The sequence below is a fragment of the Acidovorax sp. 69 genome (assembly GCF_002797445.1).
In the GTDB taxonomy this organism is placed as follows: Bacteria; Pseudomonadota; Gammaproteobacteria; order Burkholderiales; family Burkholderiaceae_C; genus Acidovorax.
Genome location: NZ_PGEP01000001.1, coordinates 3843782 through 3866922 on the forward strand (window position 1 = coordinate 3843782; position 23141 = coordinate 3866922).

Sequence of the window (23141 nt, forward strand, 5' to 3'; positions counted from 1 at the left end):
TTGGGTAGCGCCAGTTGCATCGGTCGCGCCATTTTTTAAGCGAAATATTGCTCTAGCGCTTTATTAATAAGCGCTAGAAGCTATCAAAAAGATAGTCCCATGATTTCCCTTCGTCGGCAGTTCGCCACGCTTCTCTTGGTCTTGCTTGCGGCAATTTCGATGGCGCAGCCCGCCCGTGCCGCCACAGGGGCCTACGAGGCCGAACTGCCTGCGGAACTCTCTACCGCGCGCGACATGTGCGCGCTGGTGCCGTGCAAGGACGTGTTTCCCGGCGCCAGCCATTTCTCTGAACGCAAGGGCCAGCCGCCCTATGTGGAGGCCTACGACAACGACAGCGCGCAAAAGAAGCTGCTGGGCTACGTGATGCTATCCACCGACATCACGGACACCCCTGCCTACTCGGGCAAGCCCGTGGTCACGCTGATCGGCATGGACACACAGGGCCGCTTTGTGGGCGTGAAGGTGCTCAAGCATTCCGAGCCCATCCTGCTGCTGGGCATCCCTGAATCCGCACTGCTCAAGTTCAACGCCCAGTACCTGGGCAAGTCGGTGGCCGACAAGATCGAGGTCGGCCAGTCGCGCCCCGATGAGAACGTGCTGGGCCTGGACGCCATCTCGGGCGCCACCGTCACCGTGATCGCGCAGAACCAGGTCATGATGGCCTCGGGCTCGGCCGTGGCGCGGCAGGTGGGCATCCTGGCGCCCACGGTGCGCGAGCCCGCACGCTATGCCGAAACCGGCAAACGCCTCACCTGGGCCGAACTGGTGCAACAAGGCACCGTACAGCGCCTGCGGGTGCTGCCCGAACAGGTGGGCCTGGACAAAGGCCCTGACCCGTTCATCGAACTGTGGTTTGGCGACCTGAACCACCCCGACATTGGCAAAAGCGTGCTGGGCGAGAACGGCTGGAACAACCTGCGCCTGCAGCTCAAAGAGGGCGAACATGCCTTCTTCATCATTCGCACCGGCGGCAAGGAATCGTTCAAGGGCTCGGGCTTTGTGCGCGGCGGCATTTACGACCGCGTGCAGGTGCGCCAAGGCGCCGATGCGTTCACCTTCCGCGACCTGGACGCGCTCAACCTGTATGGCATCGAGGCCGCTGGCGCGCCCAGCTACAACGAGTCGGTCATCTTCATCCTCCGCTCGCCCGCATTCTCGGCCGCCTACCCGTGGAAGCTGAGCTTTCTGGGCAATCGGGTCGACCGTGCCACGGGCACACGCAGCTTCACCAGCTTTGACACGCCCTACTGGCTGCCCGCTGCCACGCTGCAAGGCGGGCGCCCCACCATCGACGAGCCTGATGCCCCCTGGGTGCGCGTGTGGAAGTCGCGTGCGCTGGAGATTGCACTGTTTGCCGTGCTGCTGATCGCCGTGACGGTGGTGTACGCCCTGCGCGAGAAGCTCACACGCCTGTCCACCCACAAGAACAAGTGGCCCGTCAACGCCTTCAAGTACAGCTTCTGGGCACTCAGCATTGGCTGGATCGGCTTTGGCGCGATGGCGCAGCCCTCCATCACGCAGGTGCTGACCTGGTTCCACGCGCTGCTGTTCCAGTGGACCTGGTCGCTGTTCCTGTCCGACCCGTTCATCTTCCTGTTCTGGATCTTCATCATCGTCACCGTGTTCCTGTTCGGGCGCGGCCTGTTCTGCGGCTGGATGTGCCCGTTTGGCTCGCTGCAGGAGGGCATCTACAAGATCGCGCGCGCGGTGGGCCTCAAGCGCTTTCAGACCCAGTTGCCGCAGAAGTGGCACGACCGGCTCAAGTGGGTCAAGTACGCGGTGTTCTTCGGGTTGCTGGTGGTTTCGATGTTCTCGATGGGACTGGCTGAGAGGCTGGCCGAGGTGGAGCCGTTCAAGACCACCTTCCTCGTCGGTGTGCTGAACCGCGCCTGGCCCTACAGCCTGTTTGTGGCGGCCATCCTGGGCGTTTCGATCTTCATCGAGCGGCCCTATTGCAAATACATCTGCCCACTGGGCGCCTCGCTGGCCATGCCCAGCACCTTCCGCTGGTTTGGCCTCAAGCGCAAGCAGGACTGCAACAGCTGCAAGGCCTGCGCCGTGGGCTGCGGCGCGCAGGCGATTGATGCCGAAGGCCGCATCGACCACCGCGAATGCCTGCACTGCCTCGATTGCATGGTGCTCTACACCGACACCAAGGGCTGCCCGCCCCTGGCAAAAGAGCGCAAGCGCCGCGAGAAAGACGGTCTGGAGATCACGCCCATCGGCAAGAACGGCTACTTCATCCCGATCTACCCCGCCACCGTGCAGGACCAGATCTCGGCCAAGGCCGCGAAAGGGCCTGACCCACGCATGCCCACCACACCGGCACAGCCCACCCACAAAGCGGGGGCCCAAGGCCTGCGCTGGATCTGGCTGGAGTTGGTGGACCACCTGTGGCCCTGGAGCCGCGAAGGCTGGGCCTCGCGACGTGCGCTGCAGATCGCGGGCTTCTCGCTCGCCATCGCCGCCAGCGTGGCCTGGGTGATGACCGCCATGGGCACATTGTCGTCGGGCGCCATCATCGGCTGGTGGTTTGGCTGGAGCGTGTACGAGGTGCTGATCCGCCTGTCGGGCAAGCGCTATGTGAAGGATGGCCCGTGGTGGCGCGACCAGTACCGCGTGGCGGGTGTGATGGACATGCTGAGCTACGTGGGCTTCAAGAACCTGCTGATCGGCGCGGCACTGTTCCTGGCCATCAAGACCGTGGTGGGGTTGGCGTGATGAAGCCCCCCCTTGCACTCTGGATCACCGTGGCACTGCTCGCGGCCCTGCCCGCCAGCGCAGCCACCGTGCAGGTGCGCCCCGGGCAAGACCTGCAGGCCGCGATCACGGCCGCCGCGCCCGGCGACACGGTGGAGGTGCAGCGCGGCGTCTACCGCGCCAACCTGCGCATCGACAAGGCGTTGACCTTGCGCGGCATCGACCGCCCCACGCTCAGCGGCGGCCAGACGGGCGACACCATCCGCATCACCGCGCCCGACGTGGTGATCGAGGGCCTGATCGTGCGCGACTCGGGCACCAGCCTCAAGGACCAGAACGCGGGCATCTATGTGTACCCCGGTGCGCACCGCGCCGTGGTGCGCAACAACGACCTCACCTACAACCTGTTCGGCCTGTGGATCGAGAAGGCCAACGACGTGCAGGTGCTGCACAACACCATCACCGGCCTGCGCGATGTGGGCTCGTCCCAGCGCGGCAATGGCGTGCAGCTCTACAACACCACGGGCGCGCGCATCGAGGGCAACCACATCAGCTTTGTGCGCGACGCGCTGTATGTGGACGTGTCGCACCACGCGGTGTTTCGGGGCAACCGGCTGCACCACAGCCGCTACGGCACGCACTACATGAACTCCTACTACAACCTGTGGGAGGACAACGACACCTACCTGAACCGGGGCGGCTTGGCACTGATGGAGGTGCGCGACCAGGTGGTGCGCAACAACCGCGCCTGGGGCAACACCGACCACGGCATCATGCTGCGCACCATGCAGGACTCGGTGATCGAGAACAACGTGGTGGCCGAGAACAACCGGGGCTTTTTCATCTACGACGTGGAGTACGTCACCCTGCGCGGCAACCTGGTCACGCGCAACACCGTGGGCGTTCACCTGTCGGCCGGCTCCACCCGCAACAAGGTCGACAACAACGACTTCATCGGCAACCGCGAGCAGGTGCGCTACGTGGGCGCCCGCGACGAGCGCTGGGGCACCGGTGGCGGCAACCACTGGAGCAACTACCTGGGCTGGGACCGCGACGGCAACGGCGTGGGCGATGTGCCCTACGAAGCCAACGACATGGTGGACCGACTGACCTGGCGCCACCCCACGATCAAACTGCTGCTGGCCAGCCCCGCCGTGCAGGCACTGCGCCTGGTGGGCCAGCAGTTTCCGATGCTGCGCGTGCCCACGGTGGTGGACCCCCAGCCCCGCATGCAACCGAACCAACCCCAACGGAATTTTCAGCGTGACACGCAACCCACCCCCCATTGACCTGCGCGAACCCGCTGCCATCGAGGTGCGGGGCGCACACAAGCACTACGGCGCATTGCACGCCGTGGACGGCATCGACCTGCGCGTGGAGCGCGGCGAAATCCTGGGCCTCATCGGCCACAACGGCGCGGGCAAGAGCACGCTGTTCAAAATGATTCTGGGCCTGGTGCCCGCCACCTCGGGCGAGATCCGCGTCGGCGGCGCCACGGTGCAGGGCCGCGACTTTCGCGCCGCCCGCCGCCACTTGGGCTACCTGCCCGAGAACGTGGTGCTCTACGACAACCTCAGCGGACTCGAAACGCTGCGATTTTTTGCCAAGCTCAAGGGCGCGCCGCTGGCTCAGTGCGCCCCGCTGCTCGAACAAGTGGGCCTGGCCCACGCGGGCAACCGCCCCGTGCGCGAATATTCCAAGGGCATGCGCCAACGCCTGGGGTTTGCGCAAGCCCTGCTGGGCTCGCCCCAGGTGCTGCTGCTCGACGAGCCCACCAACGGTCTGGACCCCCAGGCCATCCGCGACTTCTACGCCACGCTGCGTGGCCTGCAGGCCCAGGGCGTGACCATCGTCATCACCTCGCACATCCTGGCCGAGCTGCAAGAACGTGTGGACCGCCTGGCCATCCTGGCCGCAGGCAAGCTGCAGGCGCTGGGCAGCGTGCAGGCGCTGCGCGAGCAGACGCACATGCCGCTGGCCATCGACCTGACACTGGCCGCAGCCGACCAACCTGCGGGCGTGCTGGCACTGGCTGCGCTGCCAGGCATCACGACCACAGCCACACCTGACGGCCTGCATGTGGACTGCCCCCGCAGCACCAAGATGGCCGTGCTGGCGGCCCTGGCACCACTGGGTGCGCGATTGCTGGATGTGAACATCCACGAACCTTCGCTCGAAGACGTGTACTTCGGGCTGCGCGGAGAATGACCATGGAATTCACCCAAATCTTCACCATCGCGGGCAAGGAGTTCCGCGACCGCATGCGCAACCGCTGGGTGCTGGCCGTGGCGCTCGTCTTCACCGTGTTCTCGCTGGCCATCGCCTACTTTGGCGGCGCCCAGCAAGGCACCGTGGGCTTTCGCTCCATCGAATTCACCATCGCCAGCCTGGTCAGCCTGGTCATCTACCTGATCCCGCTGATCGCGCTGCTGCTGGGCTTTGACGCCATTGTGGGCGAGCGCGAGCGCGGCTCGCTCGATCTGCTGCTGTCATTGCCCATCACGCGGCTGGAGCTGCTGCTGGGCAAGTACCTGGGGCTCGCAGCGGCGCTCACGCTCTCGACGCTGGCAGGGTTCGGGCTGGTGGCGGTGCTGCTGGTCCGGCAGTTCAGCGGGGCTGCGCTGTTCCATTACGGAGGCTTCATGGTCAGTTCGGTGCTGCTGGGGCTGGCCTTCCTGAGCATGGCCGTGTTGCTCTCGGTGCTCACGCACGAGCGCACACGCGCCTCGGGCCTGGCGATTGCCGCCTGGTTCTTTTTTGTGCTGGTGTTTGATCTGCTGCTGCTGGGCGCCCTGGTGGCCACGGGCGGCAGCTACGGCGGCGAGGCCATGGCCTACCTGCTGTTACTCAACCCGGCCGACGTGTTCCGCATCCTCAACGTGTTCTCGCTGGACGACGTGCGCACCCTGTACGGCCTGACCAGCATCGTGCCCCCTGCCCTGGCCAAGCCATGGCTCATGGGTGCGGTGATGGCGGGCTGGATTGTGGTGCCACTGGGTCTTGCGAGCTGGAGATTCAAACCATGACCCATTCATACCAATGCGCCTGCACCACGCGGCGCCAACTGCTGGGCTGGGCGGCCCTCGCATCGCTGGGCGCCATCACAGGCCTTGCGGGCTGCAGCCAGGCCGACGGCAACAACACCCAGGCCATGAAGCCCCTGGAGATCGACCGCACCACCAGTTGCGAACTCGACGGCATGCTGCTGGCCGACTACCCCGGCCCCAAGGCGCAGGTGCGCTTTGCGGGGCAGGACAAGCCCTCGTTCTTCTGCGACACCGTAGAGCTGTTCAGCACCCTGCTGGCGGGCGAACAGGTGCGTGCCGTGCAGGCCGTGTACGTGCAGGACATGGGCCAAGCCGACTGGAACGCGCCCCAGGGCCACTGGATCGATGGCAAGACGGCCCTCTACGTGGTGGGCGGCAAGCGCCACGGCTCCATGGGCCCCACCATCGGCAGCTTTGTGCAAGAGGCCGACGCACAGAAGTTCGCCGCTGAATACGGTGGCAAGGTGCTGCGCTTTGCCGAGATCACGCCCGCCATGGTGGACCTGAGCGGCGGCGCACAACAAGACACCCGGATGTGAGGCCACCATGCGCCTGCTGCCCCATCCACACACCGCCCATGGCCACGCCCGCCAGCCCACCCGGCGCGCCGCACTGACGGCGTTGCTGCTGGGCACGGCAGGTGTGGCTGCGTGGCAATGGCAGGTCGGCGCACCGCAGGGCGCAGCCAGTGTGGCGCCGGGCACCTCCTCCTCCCTTCCCGGCATGGGCGACGATGTGTGCATCGTCGCACCTCCCACACCGTATGACCCGGCATCCGGCCAGCCCTTGGCCGCCGCGCGGGAGGTGCCCGCCGAAGCCCGCTGCCCCGTGTGCGGCATGTATCCGGCGCGCGCGCGCGCCTGGGCGGCGCAGATCATTTTTTCGGACGGGGATGCCTACTTTTTCGACTCACCGCTGAGCCTGATGCTGTACCTGGGCAATGTGGCGCACTACACGCGGGGTCGCACCCCCGAGGCCATCGTGGCCCGCTACGTGACCGATACCGAGACAGGTGCGTGGCGGGATGCGCAAAGCGCGGTGTATGTCGCGGGGTCTTCGGCACTGGGGCCGATGCGGGCGGGCAACCTGCCGGCATTTGCCAGTGCAGAGGCGGCGCAGCGGTTTGTGCAGCAGCGTGGGGGCCGGGCTGTCCCGTTCAGCGCCATCGATGCGCCCTTGCTGCGCGGCCTGGCCCCGAACTTCAGGGCAGACCACCGTCAGCATTGAGTCTGAAAACTCAACTGCTATCAAAAACATATCATCCAGCGCTTATCTATCAAGCGCTACAAGCCAATGCAGGCCTAAAAAGGCCTGATTTTCATCACTGGACCGAAGTTTCCGGCTGGGCCGCCTTGAACAGTGCGGCCACCTTGCGCTTGGGTTTGATGTTGGCAGAGATGCTGCTGCGTTGCGCAGACTTGGCGGCTTCCCAGGCGGGAGCCGCATCGGCCATCGCGCTGGCCTCATAAGGCTTCTCAAAGAAGGGGTCGCGCGAGGCCACCGCAGGACGGAAACCCCGATGCTGCTCGCGCGTTTCGCGGGATTCACGGCCACCACGGTGGTCGCGCTCGCGTTCGCGCTCCCTCTCGCGGCGCGGAGCCGACGAAATGGCATCACGCCCGTCGCCGGTCTCACCCGCTTCGCGCCAGGCACGACGGCCGTCGTTGATGCGGCCACGGGGCTGGTCTTCTTCGTATTCGATGGCTTCGAGGTCGATCTTTTTCTTGATCAGCTTCTCGATGTCGGCCACCAGACGGGCATCGCTGCCCGACACCAGCGTGACCGCCAGACCTGACGCGCCCGCGCGGCCCGTGCGGCCGATGCGGTGCACATAGTCTTCGGCGTTGAACGGCACGTCGAAGTTGAACACTGCGGGCACGTCCTTGATGTCCAGGCCGCGCGCGGCCACATCGGTACACACCAGCAGATCGACTTCACCGCTCTTGAAGGCTTCGAGGGCCTTGAGGCGCTCGTCCTGGCTCTTGTCGCCATGCAAGGCTGCGGTCTTGAGGCCTTCACGCTCCAGGCTGCGCGCCAGACGGGCACAACCGAGTTTGCTGTTCACGAAGATGAACGCCTGCTTCAAACCCCGGGTCTTGAGCACCTGGTGGATGGCGCGGCGCTTGTCGTCGTCATTGGCGCTGTAAAAACGCTGCTCTACCGTTGAAGCCGTCTCGTTCGGGCGGGCCACTTCGATGGTGATGGGGTTTTGCAGGTAGCTGCCGGCCAGGCGCTTGATCTCGGGCGAGAACGTCGCGCTGAACAAGAGCGTGGTGCGCTGCTTGGGCAGGTAACTCAAGATACGCTGCAGATCGGGCAGAAAGCCGATGTCCAGCATGCGGTCGGCCTCGTCGAGCACCACGTACTCAACCTGGTTGAGCACTGCGTTCTTGGCCTCGATGTGGTCGAGCAGACGGCCGGGGGTGGCCACCAGCACTTCCACGCCTTTTTTCAGCTCGATCGTCTGAGGCTTCATGTCCATGCCGCCAAACACCACGGTGCTGCGCAGCTTGGTGTACTTCGCGTACAGCGCGATCTGCTGGGCGACCTGGTCGGCCAGTTCTCGCGTGGGCAGCAGCACCAGCGCGCGCACGGGATGGCGCGCCGGGGATGTGGAACTGCTCTCGTGCTTGAGCAGGCGTTGCAGCAGGGGCAGCGAGAACGCCGCCGTCTTGCCGGTGCCCGTCTGGGCTGCGCCCATCACGTCTTGCCCCGTGAGCACCACCGGAATGGCCTGCTCCTGGATGGGTGTCATGGACTCGTAGCCCATTTCGGCTACGGCGCGCGCCAGCGGCTCGGCCAGCGATAGATTGGAAAAGGAACTTGTCATTTAGCCCTCTATTGTCGCACCGGTGGCCCAAAATGCCATTTTTTGCGACGGGAGGGTGGTAGCAATGCCCAAGCACATGATCGCCACAGCGAGACATCACTATGCTTTTAATAGCTATGCATGCTTATAAATAAAGCGCCTCAGGCTATTTTTATCGCAATTACTCCAGCACGGCCCGCAACTGGCGCGTGGTGACGGCCAGGCGCCTCGCCCCGATCTGGGCGAGGTTATTCATCACCGTGAGCGCTGCTTCGGGGTATTGCCGGGCCCAGGCGTCAAAGTGCGTTCGCGACAAGCGCACCAGGTGCGCAGGCCCCCGCTCAGACCCCGCGCAGGCGCTGCGCGCCGCCCCGTTGAGGAACGCCATCTCACCAAAAGCCATGCCCGGCCCCACCGTCGCCAGGCGCAGCCCCTTGTCGGGCGGCCACATTGTCACCAAGGTGATGTGGCCCGACTTCACCACCAGCAGGTCATGGTCGGTGTCCCCCGCATGAAACACCACCCCATGGGGTGGCACGGCCTGCGGTTCCAGCAAGACCTGCAACGCCTCTGCGGCGGCTCTGGGAACCCCCTCGCCAATCTCGCCCAGCAGGTCCCGCTCCGGGCGTGCGGGGCGCTGCTCGATGGGACGCTGCGACAAGATGCCGGCCTCGGCCCATTCCAGCGCGCGGTCCAGGTCGGCAAAGGCGCGCACATGCTCACCCGCGTGTTCGGCGGCCATGGGGTCCAGCGCGGCCACGGCAGCGGCAATGCCTTGCTGGCCCAGGTCGCGTACCAGCGCCCGCAGTTGCGCCAGCGCGGTACTGTCCCACGCGGGCACACGGCCTGCATCCAGAATCACCCAGCGATGGCGCGGCTGCAGCAGCAAACGCACCTGCTCGGCCAGATGGGCGGCCACGCCGAACGACATCACGCCCTGCAATTCGAACACCGCCACCTGGTTCATGCGCGGGGACAGCCAGGTGTCCGACCCCGCCCGGCGCAACCGGCGTGAGCGCAGCTCACCATCCAGCCGCACATGGCGCAGCACCGTGGCCGCAGAGTCGTGCAGCAGCACGAAGGTGGCCACCACCAGGCCCGCCACCAGCGCCCCCACGCCGCCCATCACCGCAAACACCAACGCCACCAGCCAGCTCTGGGCCCAGGTCACCCTCGATCGGCGCGCGTAGCGCAATGACCACATGAGGCCCGGCACCTGCATCAGCCCCGCCAACACCAGCCCGCCCGCCAGGCAGGCCATGGGGACCCAGTGCAGCCACCACGCCCCCGTGATGGCCACGCCCAGCATGATGGCAGCGTGCCAACGCGGGGCGTCACGCGAGGCGCCCACCTGGGCCAGCACGATGCGTGAGCGCGATGCGCTGGTCGATGCCGGGATCATGCCGGCCAGGCCACACAGCACGCCCAGCAGGCTTTCACGGCGCAGCGCCAGATTGGCATTGCCGCGCAGGCCGTGGTCCAGCTCCAGCTCCTGGTTGAAAACGAGAATCTCCAGGCTGTTGACCAACGCCATCAAAAGCGCCAGCACCACCAGGGCCGACCCTTGCTGATGGGCCAGTGCCATCCAGGGGATACCCGTCCAGTCGGGCAGCAGCGGCCAGGCAAACACACTGGGCTGCACTGCGGGCGCGAACACGCTGCCCAACCCGCCACCCCACAGCCCTGCCACCGCCACAGCGCCCGCCACCAGGGCCACGGCAGTCAACAGCCCCGGCATGCTTGGCCAGCGCCGCCGCAGCCACCAGGCCAGCCCTACCACCGCCACGGCGGCCAGCGCATGCCAGCCCGTGCGGGCATCCCACAACGCTGCTGCCCCCGCACCAAAACCATTGCGAACCTGGCCAAACACCATGGACAACCCCACACCCGCCGCAAACCCATGTGTGACCGAGATGGGAAGAAACCGCGCCACCGATGCAAGCCGCAACACCCCCAGCAACCACTGGAACACAAAGGCCAAAGCCACCGTGGCGCCGCTCACGGCCAGCACCTGTCGCGCCCCCAGGCCCAGCGCTGGTGCCGCCCCATGGGCCGTGGCAAGCACGGCCGCAAACAGCAGTGCCACCACGGTGGTGGGCGCATACACCACCCCCGCGCGGGGCGCCACCAGAGTGAGCAACAGGCCTGGCAGCGCGGCCGACCACAAGGCCAGCGCCGCCAGTGAATAGCCGCCCGCCAGGGGCGCAAAGGCCAGCAGCCCCAGCCCCACGGCGTGGGGCACCGTGACGGCAGCTGCCGACCAGGCTGCCGCAGCACCCGAGGGCTGCGGGGCGGGCGGCCCAGCCACGGCGCCCGATGCAGGGTCCGCCGCGCGGGATGCAGAGACTTTCAGGGGCGCCACAGACAGCATGGACAGTGGCCTTTAAAACCCGTGGGGAGTGCAGGCCGAAGCGGCCTAAACGCTGCGCGCGGCGAAGGTGTCGCAGGCCTTCACGTCACCGTTCTTCAGCCCATTGTTGAACCAGCGCTGGCGCTGGGCGCTGGTGCCGTGGGTAAAGCTCTCTGGCACCACGGCGCCGCCATTGGCGCGCTGCAGGGCGTCGTCGCCAATCTTGGCGGCGGCGTTCATGGCCTCCTCGACATCACCCTGCTCCAGAATTTGGCGCGCATTCTGTGCATGGTGTGCCCAGACACCGGCAAAACAGTCGGCCTGCAGCTCCAGCCGCACCGACAGCGCGTTGTATTCGACCTTGCTCACCCGGCCCCGCATCTGATCGACCTTGGCACTGATGCCCAGCTGGTTCTGTACGTGGTGACCCACCTCATGAGCGATCACATAGGCTTGGGCAAAATCACCGGGAGCCCCCAGACGGCTCTTGAGGGTTTCATAGAACCCCAGGTCGATGTAAACCTTCTGGTCTGCCGGGCAGTAAAACGGACCCATCGCAGCCTGGCCAGTGCCACAGGCGGTGGGTGTTGCACCCCGAAACATCACCAGGCGCGGGTCCTGGTAGCGGCCGCCGCCCTCGCGGAACACCTGGCCCCACACATCCTCGGTATCGGCCAGCACGGTGGAGACAAAGCGGGCCATGGGGTCATCGGCCGGAGGGCGGTGTGCGGGCCCTGGGTGCTGCTGCACCTGCGCAGGCGCCCCTCCGCCGCTGAGCAGCCCCAAAATTGTCAACGGATTGATACCCAACACCCAGCCGCCGAGCAAGGCGATCACGATGGTGCCGATGCCAATGCTGCGCCCACCAAAAATAGGCGATCCCCCTCCGCCCCCACCTTCGTCACGGCGGTCTTCCACGTTGTCGGATTCGCGATTGCCTTCCCATTTCATCCTGTGTCTCCAGCGCCCTCCTGCGGATGGAGAGCCAAGGCTGCATATTACGCGCCCATGCAGACTCCAGAGCGGCAAACTACGATGAGAACCCCGTCTGGCATGGCACAGGCCGGGACGCCTCGCCCGCCCTTGTGACCACAGCCCCCTCTCCCCTTGCCATGATCAACGACACCCGCCTTCTCACGCCCCATGCCGACCGGGTCATTCTGCTCACGGGGTTCGACCCGTTCGGTGACGCCCCTCTGAACCCCAGCTGGCTGATTGCGCAAGCGCTGCATGGCCAGCGCGTGGCTGGCCACGTGGTGGTGGCCGCGCAGTTGCCCACAGTGTTCGGGCAGGCGCTGCAGCGGCTCGCGGCGCTGGTGCACGCGCAGCAGCCCGCGATGACCCTGTGCCTGGGCCTGGCAGGCGGACGCGGCGCACTGTCGATAGAACGCATCGGCATCAACATCAACGACGCACGCATCCCGGACAACACCGGCGCTCAGCCCATCGACACGCCGGTGGCACCCGACGGACCTGCTGCCTATTTCGCCAGTCTGCCCATCAAAGCCATGCTGCGCGCCGTGTTGCGCGCGGGAGTTCCCTGCGAGGTCTCGCAGACGGCAGGCACCTTTGTCTGCAACCATGTGCTGTATGGGCTGATGCATCTGCTGGCACAGGGCGCGGGCCCGGTGGGTGCACGCGGCGGTTTTGTGCATGTGCCGTGGCTCACCGGGCAAGGCGAGCCCCACCTGCCGCTGCGCGACATGGTGCGCGGTGTCCATGCTGCGCTGTGGGCGGCAGTGCTGGCACCGCAGGACATCACCCTGCAAGCAGGCGCCACCCACTGAACGGCCAGACCAGGATTGCCTATCCTGTGCCGAGGGCCTAGGCCCCCAAAGCGCCAGACGCTGTGTAAAGTCTGGCCATGTCCTCTTTATCCTCTTTGAACACCGCCGGTGCGCTCGACGCAGCGGCCACGGCGGCGCGGCTGCCCTGGTCCGGGCTGGCCGATGAAATTGCCCTTCTGCTGCAGGACAGCGCCGTGTCCGTGCCAGCACGCAGCGTGCTGCCGCTAGCGCAGGGCGGCAGCCTTTTTGTCATGCCCGCCACGGACCGTACCGTGGCCATGACCAAACTCATCACATTCACCCCCGGCAATGCGGGCACCGGGCGCCCTTCGATCCAGGGCGATGTGGTGGTTTTCGACATCGCCACGGGCGAGCGTCGGCTGGTGCTGGACGGTCCCACGGTCACCGCACGCCGCACCGCCGCTGTCTCGTTGCTGGCAGCGCGGCATCTGGCACCGGTACCGCAAGGCCCCTTGCTCATCGTGGGCGCAGGGGTACAGGGCCAGGCCCATGCCGAGGCCTTTGTTCACGGCCTGGGTGTGCAAGAGGTCTGGATCACGTCGCGCAGCACCGCCAGCGCCGAAGCCTTGGCCATCCAAGTGCGCAAGTTGGGCGTGCGCGTGCGTGTGGTGGCCGATGCCGATACCGCTGTGCCCCACTGCCCGCTGATCGCGGTCTGCACCACCGCCACGGGCGTGGTGCTGACGGCCACACCACGGCCGGACGCCTTCATTGCCGCCGTCGGCGCGTTCACCCCCGACATGTTGGAGCTGGCGCCCGCCCTGTGCCAGCATGTGGCGCTGCATGGAACCATCGTGGTGGACACCGAAGATGCGAACCACGAGGCTGGCGACCTGCTCCAGGCCTCCCTCGACGTTGCCAGCATGCCCGTGCTCAGGGATGTGGTGCACGGGCCGTGGTCACCCCGCATCCCGAAGGGCACCGGGCCGGTGCTGTTCAAAAGCTGCGGCTGGGCCGGCTGGGACCTGGCCGCCGCGCGGCTGGCCATGCGCCAGGGTGCTGCCAGCCCTCTGGTACCCACATGACCCTGCGCACGCGCTTCTCAGACCACAGTCTGCGCATGCAGATTGCGCTGGTGTTTGGCACGCTGGTCGTCGGACTCGCTGTGCTGCTATCGCTAGGGTTTGGCGAATTGCTCAAACACCGCATCCAGCGTGATGCCGGCAAATCGCTGCAAGTGGTGGCCGAAAACGCCGGCAAGCTCCTGGCTCAGGGATTGATGCAGCGCAGCCTGGAGGCCGAGGTGATGGCCAGTGCCGAAGTCGTCTGGTCCAAAGGACTGGACTCGATCGAGGCCCAACATATGCTCGCCCGCAGCCAAGCGATGCAACCCACCAATGTCTGGATTGGCGTGGCCGACACCCAGGGCGTCGTGCGCAGTGCCACGCATGGCCTGCTCGTAGGCCAAAGCGTGGCCCAGCGGCCCTGGTTTCAGCGTGGCCTCACGGAGATGCATGTGGGCGACGTGCACCCTGCCAAGCTCCTGGAGAAGCTGCTGCCGCCCACGGCGGGCGGAGAGCCCTACCGGTTTGTGGATTTCGCGGCACCCATCCGCATCGGCCCGACCACTGTGGGCGTGCTGGGCATTCACGGCAGCTGGGAGTGGACGCGTGAAGTGCTCGAAACCCTTACTCCGCCTTCGTCCGACGAGAGCGCACTGGAACTCTTTATCTTTGATCGCCAGGGACAACTGATTTTTGCACCCAGTGGGCAGACCGAGGCCTTTCAAGCGGCTGGCCAGCGCCTGCCCGAGGGCATCCATGTCAACAACAACCGCGACGGCGGGCGCATGCAGACCACTGTGGTGCCCTGGCTGGATGGCAAGCGCTACCTCACGGCGGCCACCCAGCTCCAGCCGCGCAACGCTGCCAGCGACCTGGGCTGGCGCATCGTGGCGCGCCAGCCAGTCGAAACAGCCTTTGCAGAGGCGGACAGCACGGTCCGCATGGCCCTGCTCATCGGCCTGGCGGCCGCCTTTTTTGCATCCGTGCTGGCATGGCTGGCGGCCCGACGGCTGAGCGTGGACCTGTATGCGCTGGCCGATGCCGCGAGTGCCGTCGAAGCGGGCCAACCCGGCAGCGACATCCCAGCCGTCCACAGCAACCGCGAAGTCGGCCAACTATCGCAAGCGCTCGGCCGCATGACCCATCGGCTGCTCGCAGCCCGCGAGGCCATGGAAGAAACAGTGCGCATGCGCACGCTGGAGCTGGAAGCCGCCAACCGGGCACTTGATTTGCAGGCCCGTACCGATGCACTCACCGGCTTGCTCAACCGGCGCGGCTTCGAGACACAACTAGCGTTTGCACTGGCCCTGGCACGGCGCAGCAGCCGGGCCCTGAGCCTGATTGCGGTGGATGTGGACCACTTCAAGCGCGTGAACGACACCTATGGCCATGGGGCCGGTGACGAGGTCCTGCGCAAACTGGCCCGCACGCTCGAAGCGCGGCTGCGTGGCTCGGACGTGATCGCCCGCCTGGGAGGGGAGGAGTTTGTGGCGCTGCTGCCAGATACCGACTTGGCAGGCGCCCAGGCCATTGCCCAGACACTGGTGACCGCCATGGCGGATCACCAAGACCCCGTGGTAGGCACCATCACGGTGAGTGCCGGTGTGGCCACCATGCGCAGCGCAGAGGACAAAGGCATCGACATCCTGCGCCGCGCAGACATTGCCCTCTACGAGGCCAAGGGTCAGGGCCGAAACAGGGTCTGCGTAGAAACATGACCTGAAGCGCGCCCCGGCCCCCCATCCGCCGGAGCGCTGAAATACGCCAGCAGCGGGGTCGCCAGCTGGTGCAGATCGCCGTCGTGCACGCTGCGCGCCAGGGCCAACTGCTCAAGTGCATACGCGCGGTGTCCCAGCATCATGGACATGTTCACACAGCAGCCATGGGCCGCCATCTTGAGCACAAACGCATTGAGCAAATCGCAAGGCCAGTAGGTGGGATGCTGCACACCTGCCCCTGCCCCTGCCCCTGCCCCTGCCTCTGTATCTACCGCTACGGCACACACGGCAGAGGTGCCCCCGGCGAAGGCGGGCTCGGCACACAGTGCCTTGGCGGGGGAAAAAGAGGCAGCAAAGCTCAGCATGGCACGACTCCATCAAACCCGCCGGACCCTCCGGGGGCATGACATCCATGCTAAAAATCTTGCGTTGATTTGCTGTTCAGCGCAAAGGCTGTAGCGCTGTAGGACGACGCCCTCTGAGGGCGCGGCCCGTTGATCGGGTTCAGGCCCTGGGCAGCGTGACGCCGACCTGCCCCTGGTACTTGCCGCCGCGGTCGCGGTAGCTGACCTCGCACACGTCATCCTTGTCGCTCTCAAAAAACAGCACCTGGGCACAGCCTTCACCGGCATAGATGCGGGCGGGCAACGGTGTGGTGTTGGAGAACTCCAGCGTCACATAACCTTCCCACTCGGGCTCGAACGGGGTCACGTTGACGATGATGCCGCAACGCGCATAGGTGCTTTTTCCAAGGCAGATGGTGAGCACGTTGCGCGGGATGCGGAAGTACTCCATCGTGCGGGCCAGCGCAAAGCTGTTGGGCGGGATGATGCAGCTGTCACCCTCGAAATCAACAAAGCTCTTTTCGTCGAAATTCTTCGGGTCCACCACCGTGCTGTGGATGTTGGTGAAGACCTTGAATTCAGGCGCGCAGCGGATGTCGTAGCCGTAGCTGCTGGTGCCGTAGCTGATGATCTTGCGGCCTTCAACCTCGCGCACCTGACCCGGCTCGAAAGGCTCGATCATGCCGTGCTCGGCCGCCATGCGGCGGATCCATTTGTCGCTCTTGATGCTCATAGCAGAACTCCCTGCGCTATGGCCCAGACTGTCTGCAGAGGGCTGGGCGCTATTAAATATGTAGCTAATAGCGCTTGAATATCAAGCGCGTGGGCCGTATTTTGCTTGAGAAATCACGGTTTCCTCCACCAGACGGTCATCACCCAGCACGATCAGCGCAAACAACAGCTCATCCAGGTTGCGCGCCTGGCGCGTCTTGCGCTCCAAAAGTGGGGTGGCCTGGGGGTTGAGCACCACAAAATCCGCCTCACAACCCGGCTGCAAATTGCCGACCACGCCCTCCAGGCCCAACGCCCTGGCCGCGCCCGCTGTGTGTTGCCACCACAACTGCTGGGGCGACAGACTCAGGCCCTGTTTGGTCTGGCCCTCGCGCCCCACGTAGTAGGCGGCCAGCATGGTGTGAAACGGACTGAAACTGGTGCCGCCACCCACATCGCTGGCCAAACCATAGCCAAAGCCCATGCGGTCGGCACCCACGTAGTCAAAGAACCCGCTGCCCAGGAAGAGGTTGCTGGTGGGGCTGACAGCGGCCACTGCGCCGGTGTCGTGCATCAAGGCCCGGTCGTCATCGTCAAAGTGAATGCAGTGCGCATACACCGCCCGTTCACGCATCAATCCAAAGTCGTCATACACACCCAGGTAGCTGCGCGATTCCGGGAACAGCTCACGCGCCCAGCGGATCTCGTCGCGGTTTTCAGCCACATGCGACTGGATCCAGACATCGGGGTAACGCGCAGCCAGCTCTCCAGCACCACGCAGTTGCTCGGGGGTGCTGGTGGGTGCAAAACGCGGGGTGATGGCATACCCCAGGCGGTCCACGCCGTGCCAGCGCTGAATCAACGACTCGGTGTCAATCAGGCTTTGCTCCGTGTTATCGCGCACACCATCGGGCGAGTGCCGGTCCTGCAGCACCTTGCCGGTGATCAGGCGCATGTGCTGGCGCCTGGCCTCCGAAAACAGCGCGTCCACCGATGCGGGGTGCGAGGTAGAAAACGCCAGCGCAGTGGTCACGCCGTTGCGCAGCAACTCGGCCACAAAAAACTGCGCCACCTGCTCGCTGTAGTCGGGGGCCACAAAACGCTTTTCGTGGGGAAAGGTGTAGTTTTCGAGCCAGGGCAGCAAGCCCTCGGCGGGCGATCCGATCACATCGGTCTGGGGGAAATGAATGTGCATGTCCACAAACCCCGGCGCGATGATACGACCCGGCAAGCGCGTGACCGGTTGATCCACGTAGCGGGGGGCCAGCGCCTGCCAGGCGCCTACCGCCAGCACCCGCTGGCGGCCCTGGGCATCAGGCCCTACGGCCAAAAGGCCATCTTCTTCATAGAGGGCACGGCCGTCATCGGCAAAACGCAACAAGGCGGAACGGTATACAGGCATGGCCGCTAGCTTAGCGGCAGGGCTGGTTGTCTGTATACGGCTGGTGCCATAGTGGCTATGGCGGGCCATGGCCACGCGGTGGACACTCGCGTCAGCGTGCCAGCTTGCCCACCACGCCCTCGGTCAGCCAGTTCATCTGCAGAATCTGCGCGTCGGTCAGTGCCTGGCCCGCCGCGATCCGCACCACCCCTTCGTTGTCACGCACCGGGGCTTTGCCGGCACGAAAAGGCTGCAGCTTGCCTGCACCAATGGCTTTTTGCGCAGCCTGCACCTCCTGCTGCACAGCGGCAGGCACCCGGGGACCAAAGTCGCCGACGCGGATCATGCCCTCGCGCACACCACCCCAGACGTTGGCGCTTTTCCAACTGCCGTCTGCCGCTGCGCGCACGCGCTCGGTGTAGTAGCGGCCCCACTGGTGTGTCACGGCCACGATCTGGGCATCCGGCCCGGTGCGGCGCATGTCCGAGTGGTAAGCCACTGCCATCTTGCCGCGCTCCTGCGCGGCGGCCATGACGGCGGTGGAGCCCGTATGAAACGCGATCACGTCCACGTCCTGGTTGAACAGCGCCATGGCCGCGTCACGCTCCTTGGGTGGGTCGAACCAGACGTTGAGCCACACCACCTTGACCAGGGCCTGCGGGTTGACCGAGCGCATGCCCAGCGTGAACGCATTGATGCCTTGCAGCACCTCGGGGATGGGGAAACCCGCCACAAAACCGGCCACGCCCGTCTTGCTCATGCGCCCTGCGGCAATGCCCGCGAGGTAGCGACCCTCGTAGTAGCGCGCGTTGGCGGCGGCCACATTGGCGGTGGTCTTGTAGCCCGTGATCGACTCGAACTTCACGTTCGGGTAGTCCTGCGCTACCTTGAGCGTGGGCTCCATGTAGCCAAAGCTGGGGGTGAAGATGATCTGGTGCCCGGTGGCAGCCAGGTCGCGGATCACGCGCTCGGCATCGGCGCCTTCGGCCACGTTTTCGACAAAGGTTGTCTTGACCTGGCTACCCAGAGCCGCTTCCACGGCCTTGCGCCCCTCTTCATGCTGGCGCGTCCAGCCCGCTTCAGTGATGGGCGAGACATAGACAAAACCGGCCTTGACAGGCTCGGCCGGCGGTGCCTTGGCACGGGTCGGGGTCTGGGAAAAAACGGGGGAGAAAAAACAGGCGACCGCGAGCGCGGCTGCGAGGTTTTTGTACATGGTGTTCCTCTACATGGCCCTGATTGAAAAAATGGAAAAACCGCAGGACGACGATTTTTCCGGGGGTGACAGCCGTTTGAAGGTGTGTGGACGGGCCTTGTAGTCTGGCTATCGGTTGGGGAAGTTCACCCGTGATCGATCAGTGCAGACGCAGCGTCTGCGACGCGGCGCCCAGGCGGAAGCCCCCGACGACATCGGCCAGGCGTGATGCCTGCTCCTTGAGGCTCTCGGCGGCAGCGGTGGACTCTTCCACGAGGGCTGCATTTTGCTGGGTCATCTGGTCCAGCTGGGTCACCGCAACGTTCACCTGGCCGATGCCCTGGCTTTGCTCCGAGGCCGCCGCACTGATCTCGCCAATGATGTCGGTGACCCGGCGCACGGAACTCACGATTTCGCCCATGGTGGTGCCCGCGTTCTGCACCAGTGCAGCACCCGACTCAACCTTTTCCACCGACACACCGATCAGTGTCTTGATCTCCTTGGCGGCCTGGGCCGAGCGCTGGGCCAGCGAACGCACCTCGCTGGCCACCACGGCAAAACCGCGCCCCTGCTCACCTGCGCGGGCGGCTTCCACGGCCGCATTCAGCGCCAGGATGTTGGTCTGGAAAGCAATGCCATCGATGGTGCCGATGATGTCTGAGATCTTCTTGCTGCTGGCATTGATCTCGTCCATGGTGTTCACCACCTGGGCCACCACCTCGCCACCACGCTGCGCCACCTGCGCGGCCGAGACCGCCAGCTGGTTGGCCTGCACGGCAGAATCCGCGCTCTGGCGCACGGTGCTGGTCAGCTCCTCCATCGAACTGGCAGTCTCCTGCAGGCTGCTGGCCGTCTGCTCGGTGCGGGCACTCAGGTCCTGGTTGCCGATCGCGATCTGGGTGCTGGCGGTGGAGATGCTGTCCACCACACCGCGCACCTGCTGCAGCGAACGGTGCAGCGCGCTGCGCATTCCGTCCAGCGCGCGCAGCAGGTGACCGGTTTCATCGTTGGCGTAACTCGACTGGGGCGCGCCGGTCAGGTCCATATTGGCAATGGTCTCGGCAATGGCCTCGGCCTGGCGCAGTGGGCGCGTGATGCTGGTGGTCAACAGCCAGGCCAGCAAGGCACCCAGCAGCAGCGAGACACCGGTGCAAATCTGCAGCAACAGCGTGGTCTGGGCACGCAACTCCTCACTGCGTTTACCCGCAGCGTCCAGTTCGGCGCGCTGGGCATCCACCATTTGCTGCACTCCCGCCAGGTAGCTGCGCGAGGTGGGCTCAAACCGCTCGGCAAAAACCTTGCTGGCGTTCTCGGCGTCCCCCGCCTGCTTGAACTTGCTCACCTCTTCGCGGGCCGCGAGATAGTTCTTGCGCAGCTCGCCCACCTTGGCAAAGAGCTGCTGCTTCTCGGGCGTGTTCATCTTGGACTCAATGAACTTCTGCAGTTCGTTGGTGTCGCGGATCGACGCCGCCGTGGCAGGTGCAAAGTAGGGAATCAGGCCCGCATCGCTGCTCTTGGCAATGGCCGCTGCGCGCTGCACCCCCGAGGTAGTGTGGCGCAACCAGTCGGAACCAGCACGCTCCGTCTTGATGTTGTCGTTGACCATGGCGTCAATCTCTTTGCCCAACTGGCCCAACTTGACCACCGCCACCACGCTGCTCGCCAAAAACAGCGCCAGGATCAGGCCCAGCACCAAGGTCAAGCGCTTGCCAATGGAGATTTGACTGAGAAACATGGAATGGCTCCAAAAATGGGAGAGCACCCCCGGCGCGTGGGGCGGGGGCGCAAAAGACGGCCCACCAGGGCCGTAACTCACCCCTGCGGGCATCGGCCCAGGGGCAATTCAAACGAATACTTACTATTTTAAGGGGTTACCCATTTTGGCGACTGCCATCCGGGCGACAGCGGTTTGGGGTGCCACGCAGACTGGCCGATCACCCTGCATAACCCGCTCTCTGGCCCGCCTGGCCCCTGATCTGATGCGCACAAACCTCTCGTCGCGCGCTCACGACCCATCGGCACAGCCACCACTCAATAGTCGTGTTCCACACACCGCTCAAATACCTCTTTAAGCTTGTGCTCCCACACCCTCTTTTCGGCATTGCCCACAAAACTCGCCTCAAAGCTATTGAACGCCAGCTGGTAGGCATGGCGGGCGGTGAGGCCCGTGGCAGCAAACACCTGTGTGAAGTTTTCGTTGAGGTAGCCGCCAAAGTAGGCGGGGTCGTCCGAATTGACCGTGGCCGCCAACCCGGCATCGAGCAGCTTGCCCAGGTTATGGTCTGCCAGGTTTGGGAACACACACAGCTTCTGGTTGGACAAAGGGCACACGGTGAGCGCAATGCGGTCTTGCGCCAGGCGCTGCATCAGTGCGGCATCGTGCACGGCTTGCACACCGTGGTCGATACGCTCCACTTTGAGCACATCCAGTGCGCTCCAGATGTACGCAGGAGGGCCCTCCTCGCCGGCATGGGCCACCAGGTGCAGACCCAGCTCGCGGCAGCGCGCAAACACGCGCGCAAACTTCTCGGGCGGGTGACCCAATTCGCTTGAATCAAGGCCTACACCCACCATTTTGTCGAGCAGCGGCATGGCCTGCTCCAGCGTCTCGAAGGCAGATTCCTCGCTCAGGTGGCGCAGGAAGCACAGGATCAGCGTGGCGCTGATGCCCAGTTCGGTGCGTGCATCTTCACAGGCACGGTGCAGGCCGTTGATGACCGTCTCCATGGCCACACCACGCGCAGTGTGGGTTTGAGGGTCGAAGAAAATTTCGGCATGCAGCACGTTGTCGCGCGCCGCGCGGCCGAGGTAGGCACGCGCCATGTCATAAAAGTCCTGCTCGTGCAGCAGCACGCTGGCTCCCGCGTAGTAAATGTCGAGAAAACTCTGCAGATTGGTGAACGCATAGGCGCTGCGCAGGGCCTCCACGCTGGCGTACGGCAAAGCCAGGCCATTGCGCTGGGCCAGGGCAAAAATCAGCTCGGGCTCCAGCGAACCCTCGATGTGGATGTGCAATTCGGCCTTGGGCATAGCGCGCAGCAGGCTCGGCAGGCGCTCTGCAGAGATAGGGGGGACTTTGAACATCAGCAAACTCCAAAAGTGGTGCCGCTCTGGCGCAAAAAACGACGATAGGCAGATGATGCCTTGTCGGCAGCGGTATGCAACTCCGCGCGCAGATCAAGCGGCAGGCACTGTGGCATCTGCGACTCCAGCACGGGCTGGTCCTGCGTGAAAATGGTGTGCTGAAAGGCCTGCAGCTTGGCGTCGGGTGACTCAAAATCAGCCACTGCCAGGCGAAACCATACGCGGCTGCGTACCGGTGTCACAGGGCAGATGAACAACGCAATCGACTCGCGCCAGCCATTCACCGATGTGGTGCCCACCTCGGGCACCTTGGTCAGCACGGCTGCATAGGGGGCCGTGACTTCGTAGGTGTATTCGACCTGGGCTGCCGCCGTGGAATGCAGGTTGGATTGCGGTTGCCACGCTTTACAGCCCGTGGCCAGCAGGCCCGTGGGCGTGGGCTCCACGCGGTAGTCGTCGATGGCCGTCGCTTCGCGGCTGCCCAGCCAGCCTTCGTGCACAAAGCCGAAATGCGACATGTCCAGAAAATTCTCGATGATGCGCGGCGCACTGGCCGCTACGTCGTAGGGACCGCAGTTGAGCTTGCGCAGGCGGGCATCACTTTCTGCAGCGAATGTGGGCAGATCCTGGTCGCCCGAGGCCATGCGCACCCATACCAGGCCATAGGCCTCCTGCACCTTGAAGTGTCTGGCGCAGTGCGTGGCCGGGGGTACAAAAGTGGGCAGTGCGGGCACATGGGTGCATTGCCCACCGGCCGCAAACTGCCAGCCATGGTAGGGGCACTCCAGCTGGCCCTGGGGCGTCACGCGGCCCAGCGACAGGCGGGCACCCCGGTGCGGGCACTGGTCGGCCAGCGCGTGCACAACGCCTTGGCCATCACGCCACAACACCACCGGTTGTTCCAGCACCTGCACGGCCAGCGGTGCCTGCGCCGCCACCGCCTCTGACAGCGCCACCGGGTGCCACAACGTTGATTCCACCATCGTCCAT

At 65.1% G+C, this 23141-nt stretch carries 19 protein-coding genes; 9 read left to right on the forward strand and 10 right to left on the reverse strand.

Annotation, left to right across the window (positions count from 1 at the left end):
* The first annotated feature begins 99 nt into the window (after positions 1–99).
* The 6 genes from CLU85_RS17635 to CLU85_RS17660 are packed head-to-tail and all read left to right on the forward strand — an operon-like array spanning position 100 to position 6974.
* Positions 100–2721 carry a NosR/NirI family protein gene (locus CLU85_RS17635; protein ID WP_100411403.1) on the forward strand — a complete coding sequence of 874 codons (2622 nt, stop codon included), beginning with the start codon at positions 100–102 and terminating at the stop codon, positions 2719–2721.
* Positions 2721–3989, forward strand: coding sequence for a nitrous oxide reductase family maturation protein NosD (locus CLU85_RS17640; protein WP_100411404.1), 1269 nt, complete (start codon positions 2721–2723; stop codon positions 3987–3989). The genes CLU85_RS17635 and CLU85_RS17640 overlap by 1 nt, the downstream gene beginning before the upstream one ends.
* Positions 3964–4908 carry an ABC transporter ATP-binding protein gene (locus CLU85_RS17645; protein ID WP_100411405.1) on the forward strand — a complete coding sequence of 315 codons (945 nt, stop codon included), beginning with the start codon at positions 3964–3966 and terminating at the stop codon, positions 4906–4908. Before CLU85_RS17640 ends, CLU85_RS17645 begins: the two co-directional genes overlap by 26 nt.
* 2 nt (positions 4909–4910) lie before the next feature.
* On the forward strand, positions 4911–5726 hold the full coding sequence (locus tag CLU85_RS17650) for an ABC transporter permease (protein ID WP_100411406.1): 816 nt from the start codon (positions 4911–4913) through the stop codon (positions 5724–5726).
* Complete coding sequence (locus CLU85_RS17655; RefSeq protein ID WP_100411407.1) at positions 5723–6286, forward strand: nitrous oxide reductase accessory protein NosL; 564 nt, start codon at positions 5723–5725, stop codon at positions 6284–6286. Before CLU85_RS17650 ends, CLU85_RS17655 begins: the two co-directional genes overlap by 4 nt.
* A 7-nt stretch (positions 6287–6293) precedes the next feature.
* On the forward strand, positions 6294–6974 hold the full coding sequence (locus CLU85_RS17660) for a nitrous oxide reductase accessory protein NosL (RefSeq protein WP_369858250.1): 681 nt from the start codon (positions 6294–6296) through the stop codon (positions 6972–6974).
* Positions 6975–7068: 94 nt separating this feature from the next.
* Here the strand turns inward: CLU85_RS17660 and CLU85_RS17665 are convergent, their stop codons facing one another.
* The 3 genes from CLU85_RS17665 to CLU85_RS17675 form a co-directional block, all read right to left on the reverse strand.
* On the reverse strand, positions 7069–8577 hold the full coding sequence (locus CLU85_RS17665; RefSeq protein WP_100411408.1) for a DEAD/DEAH box helicase: 1509 nt from the start codon (positions 8575–8577) through the stop codon (positions 7069–7071).
* A 160-nt stretch (positions 8578–8737) separates the two neighbouring features.
* A complete protein-coding gene (locus CLU85_RS17670; protein ID WP_232727860.1) occupies positions 8738–10927 on the reverse strand; it encodes a SulP family inorganic anion transporter in 2190 nt (729 codons plus the stop codon).
* A 45-nt stretch (positions 10928–10972) separates the two neighbouring features.
* On the reverse strand, positions 10973–11857 hold the full coding sequence (locus tag CLU85_RS17675; protein ID WP_100411409.1) for a neutral zinc metallopeptidase: 885 nt from the start codon (positions 11855–11857) through the stop codon (positions 10973–10975).
* A 161-nt stretch (positions 11858–12018) separates the two neighbouring features.
* On the opposite strand from CLU85_RS17675, the gene pcp reads away from it, so the two are divergent.
* From pcp to CLU85_RS17690, 3 genes are all read left to right on the forward strand, one after another.
* Positions 12019–12693 carry a pyroglutamyl-peptidase I gene (pcp, locus tag CLU85_RS17680; RefSeq protein ID WP_100411410.1) on the forward strand — a complete coding sequence of 225 codons (675 nt, stop codon included), beginning with the start codon at positions 12019–12021 and terminating at the stop codon, positions 12691–12693.
* Between the two features lie 77 nt (positions 12694–12770).
* On the forward strand, positions 12771–13739 hold the full coding sequence (locus CLU85_RS17685) for a delta(1)-pyrroline-2-carboxylate reductase family protein (protein WP_100411411.1): 969 nt from the start codon (positions 12771–12773) through the stop codon (positions 13737–13739).
* Positions 13736–15436 (forward strand): diguanylate cyclase, encoded by a 1701-nt coding sequence (locus CLU85_RS17690; protein ID WP_100411412.1) that lies wholly within the window; start codon positions 13736–13738, stop codon positions 15434–15436. The genes CLU85_RS17685 and CLU85_RS17690 overlap by 4 nt, the downstream gene beginning before the upstream one ends.
* Here CLU85_RS17690 and CLU85_RS17695 read toward each other — a convergent pair.
* The 7 genes from CLU85_RS17695 to CLU85_RS17725 form a co-directional block, all read right to left on the reverse strand.
* Complete coding sequence (locus CLU85_RS17695; protein ID WP_100411413.1) at positions 15403–15801, reverse strand: hypothetical protein; 399 nt, start codon at positions 15799–15801, stop codon at positions 15403–15405. The genes CLU85_RS17690 and CLU85_RS17695 overlap by 34 nt on opposite strands.
* Before the next feature lie 139 nt (positions 15802–15940).
* A complete protein-coding gene (dcd, locus tag CLU85_RS17700; protein WP_100411414.1) occupies positions 15941–16513 on the reverse strand; it encodes a dCTP deaminase in 573 nt (190 codons plus the stop codon).
* A gap of 81 nt (positions 16514–16594) precedes the next feature.
* Positions 16595–17893, reverse strand: coding sequence for a guanine deaminase (guaD, locus tag CLU85_RS17705; protein ID WP_100411415.1), 1299 nt, complete (start codon positions 17891–17893; stop codon positions 16595–16597).
* A 91-nt stretch (positions 17894–17984) separates the two neighbouring features.
* Positions 17985–19088, reverse strand: a complete 1104-nt coding sequence (locus CLU85_RS17710; protein ID WP_100411416.1) for a BMP family ABC transporter substrate-binding protein — start codon at positions 19086–19088, stop codon at positions 17985–17987.
* A 139-nt stretch (positions 19089–19227) separates the two neighbouring features.
* Positions 19228–20802 (reverse strand): methyl-accepting chemotaxis protein, encoded by a 1575-nt coding sequence (locus CLU85_RS17715; protein WP_100411417.1) that lies wholly within the window; start codon positions 20800–20802, stop codon positions 19228–19230.
* A gap of 296 nt (positions 20803–21098) precedes the next feature.
* Positions 21099–22151, reverse strand: a complete 1053-nt coding sequence (locus tag CLU85_RS17720) for an adenosine deaminase (RefSeq protein WP_100411418.1) — start codon at positions 22149–22151, stop codon at positions 21099–21101.
* Positions 22151–23134, reverse strand: a complete 984-nt coding sequence (locus tag CLU85_RS17725; protein WP_100411419.1) for an aromatic ring-hydroxylating dioxygenase subunit alpha — start codon at positions 23132–23134, stop codon at positions 22151–22153. Before CLU85_RS17725 ends, CLU85_RS17720 begins: the two co-directional genes overlap by 1 nt.
* Positions 23135–23141: the final 7 nt, after the last annotated feature.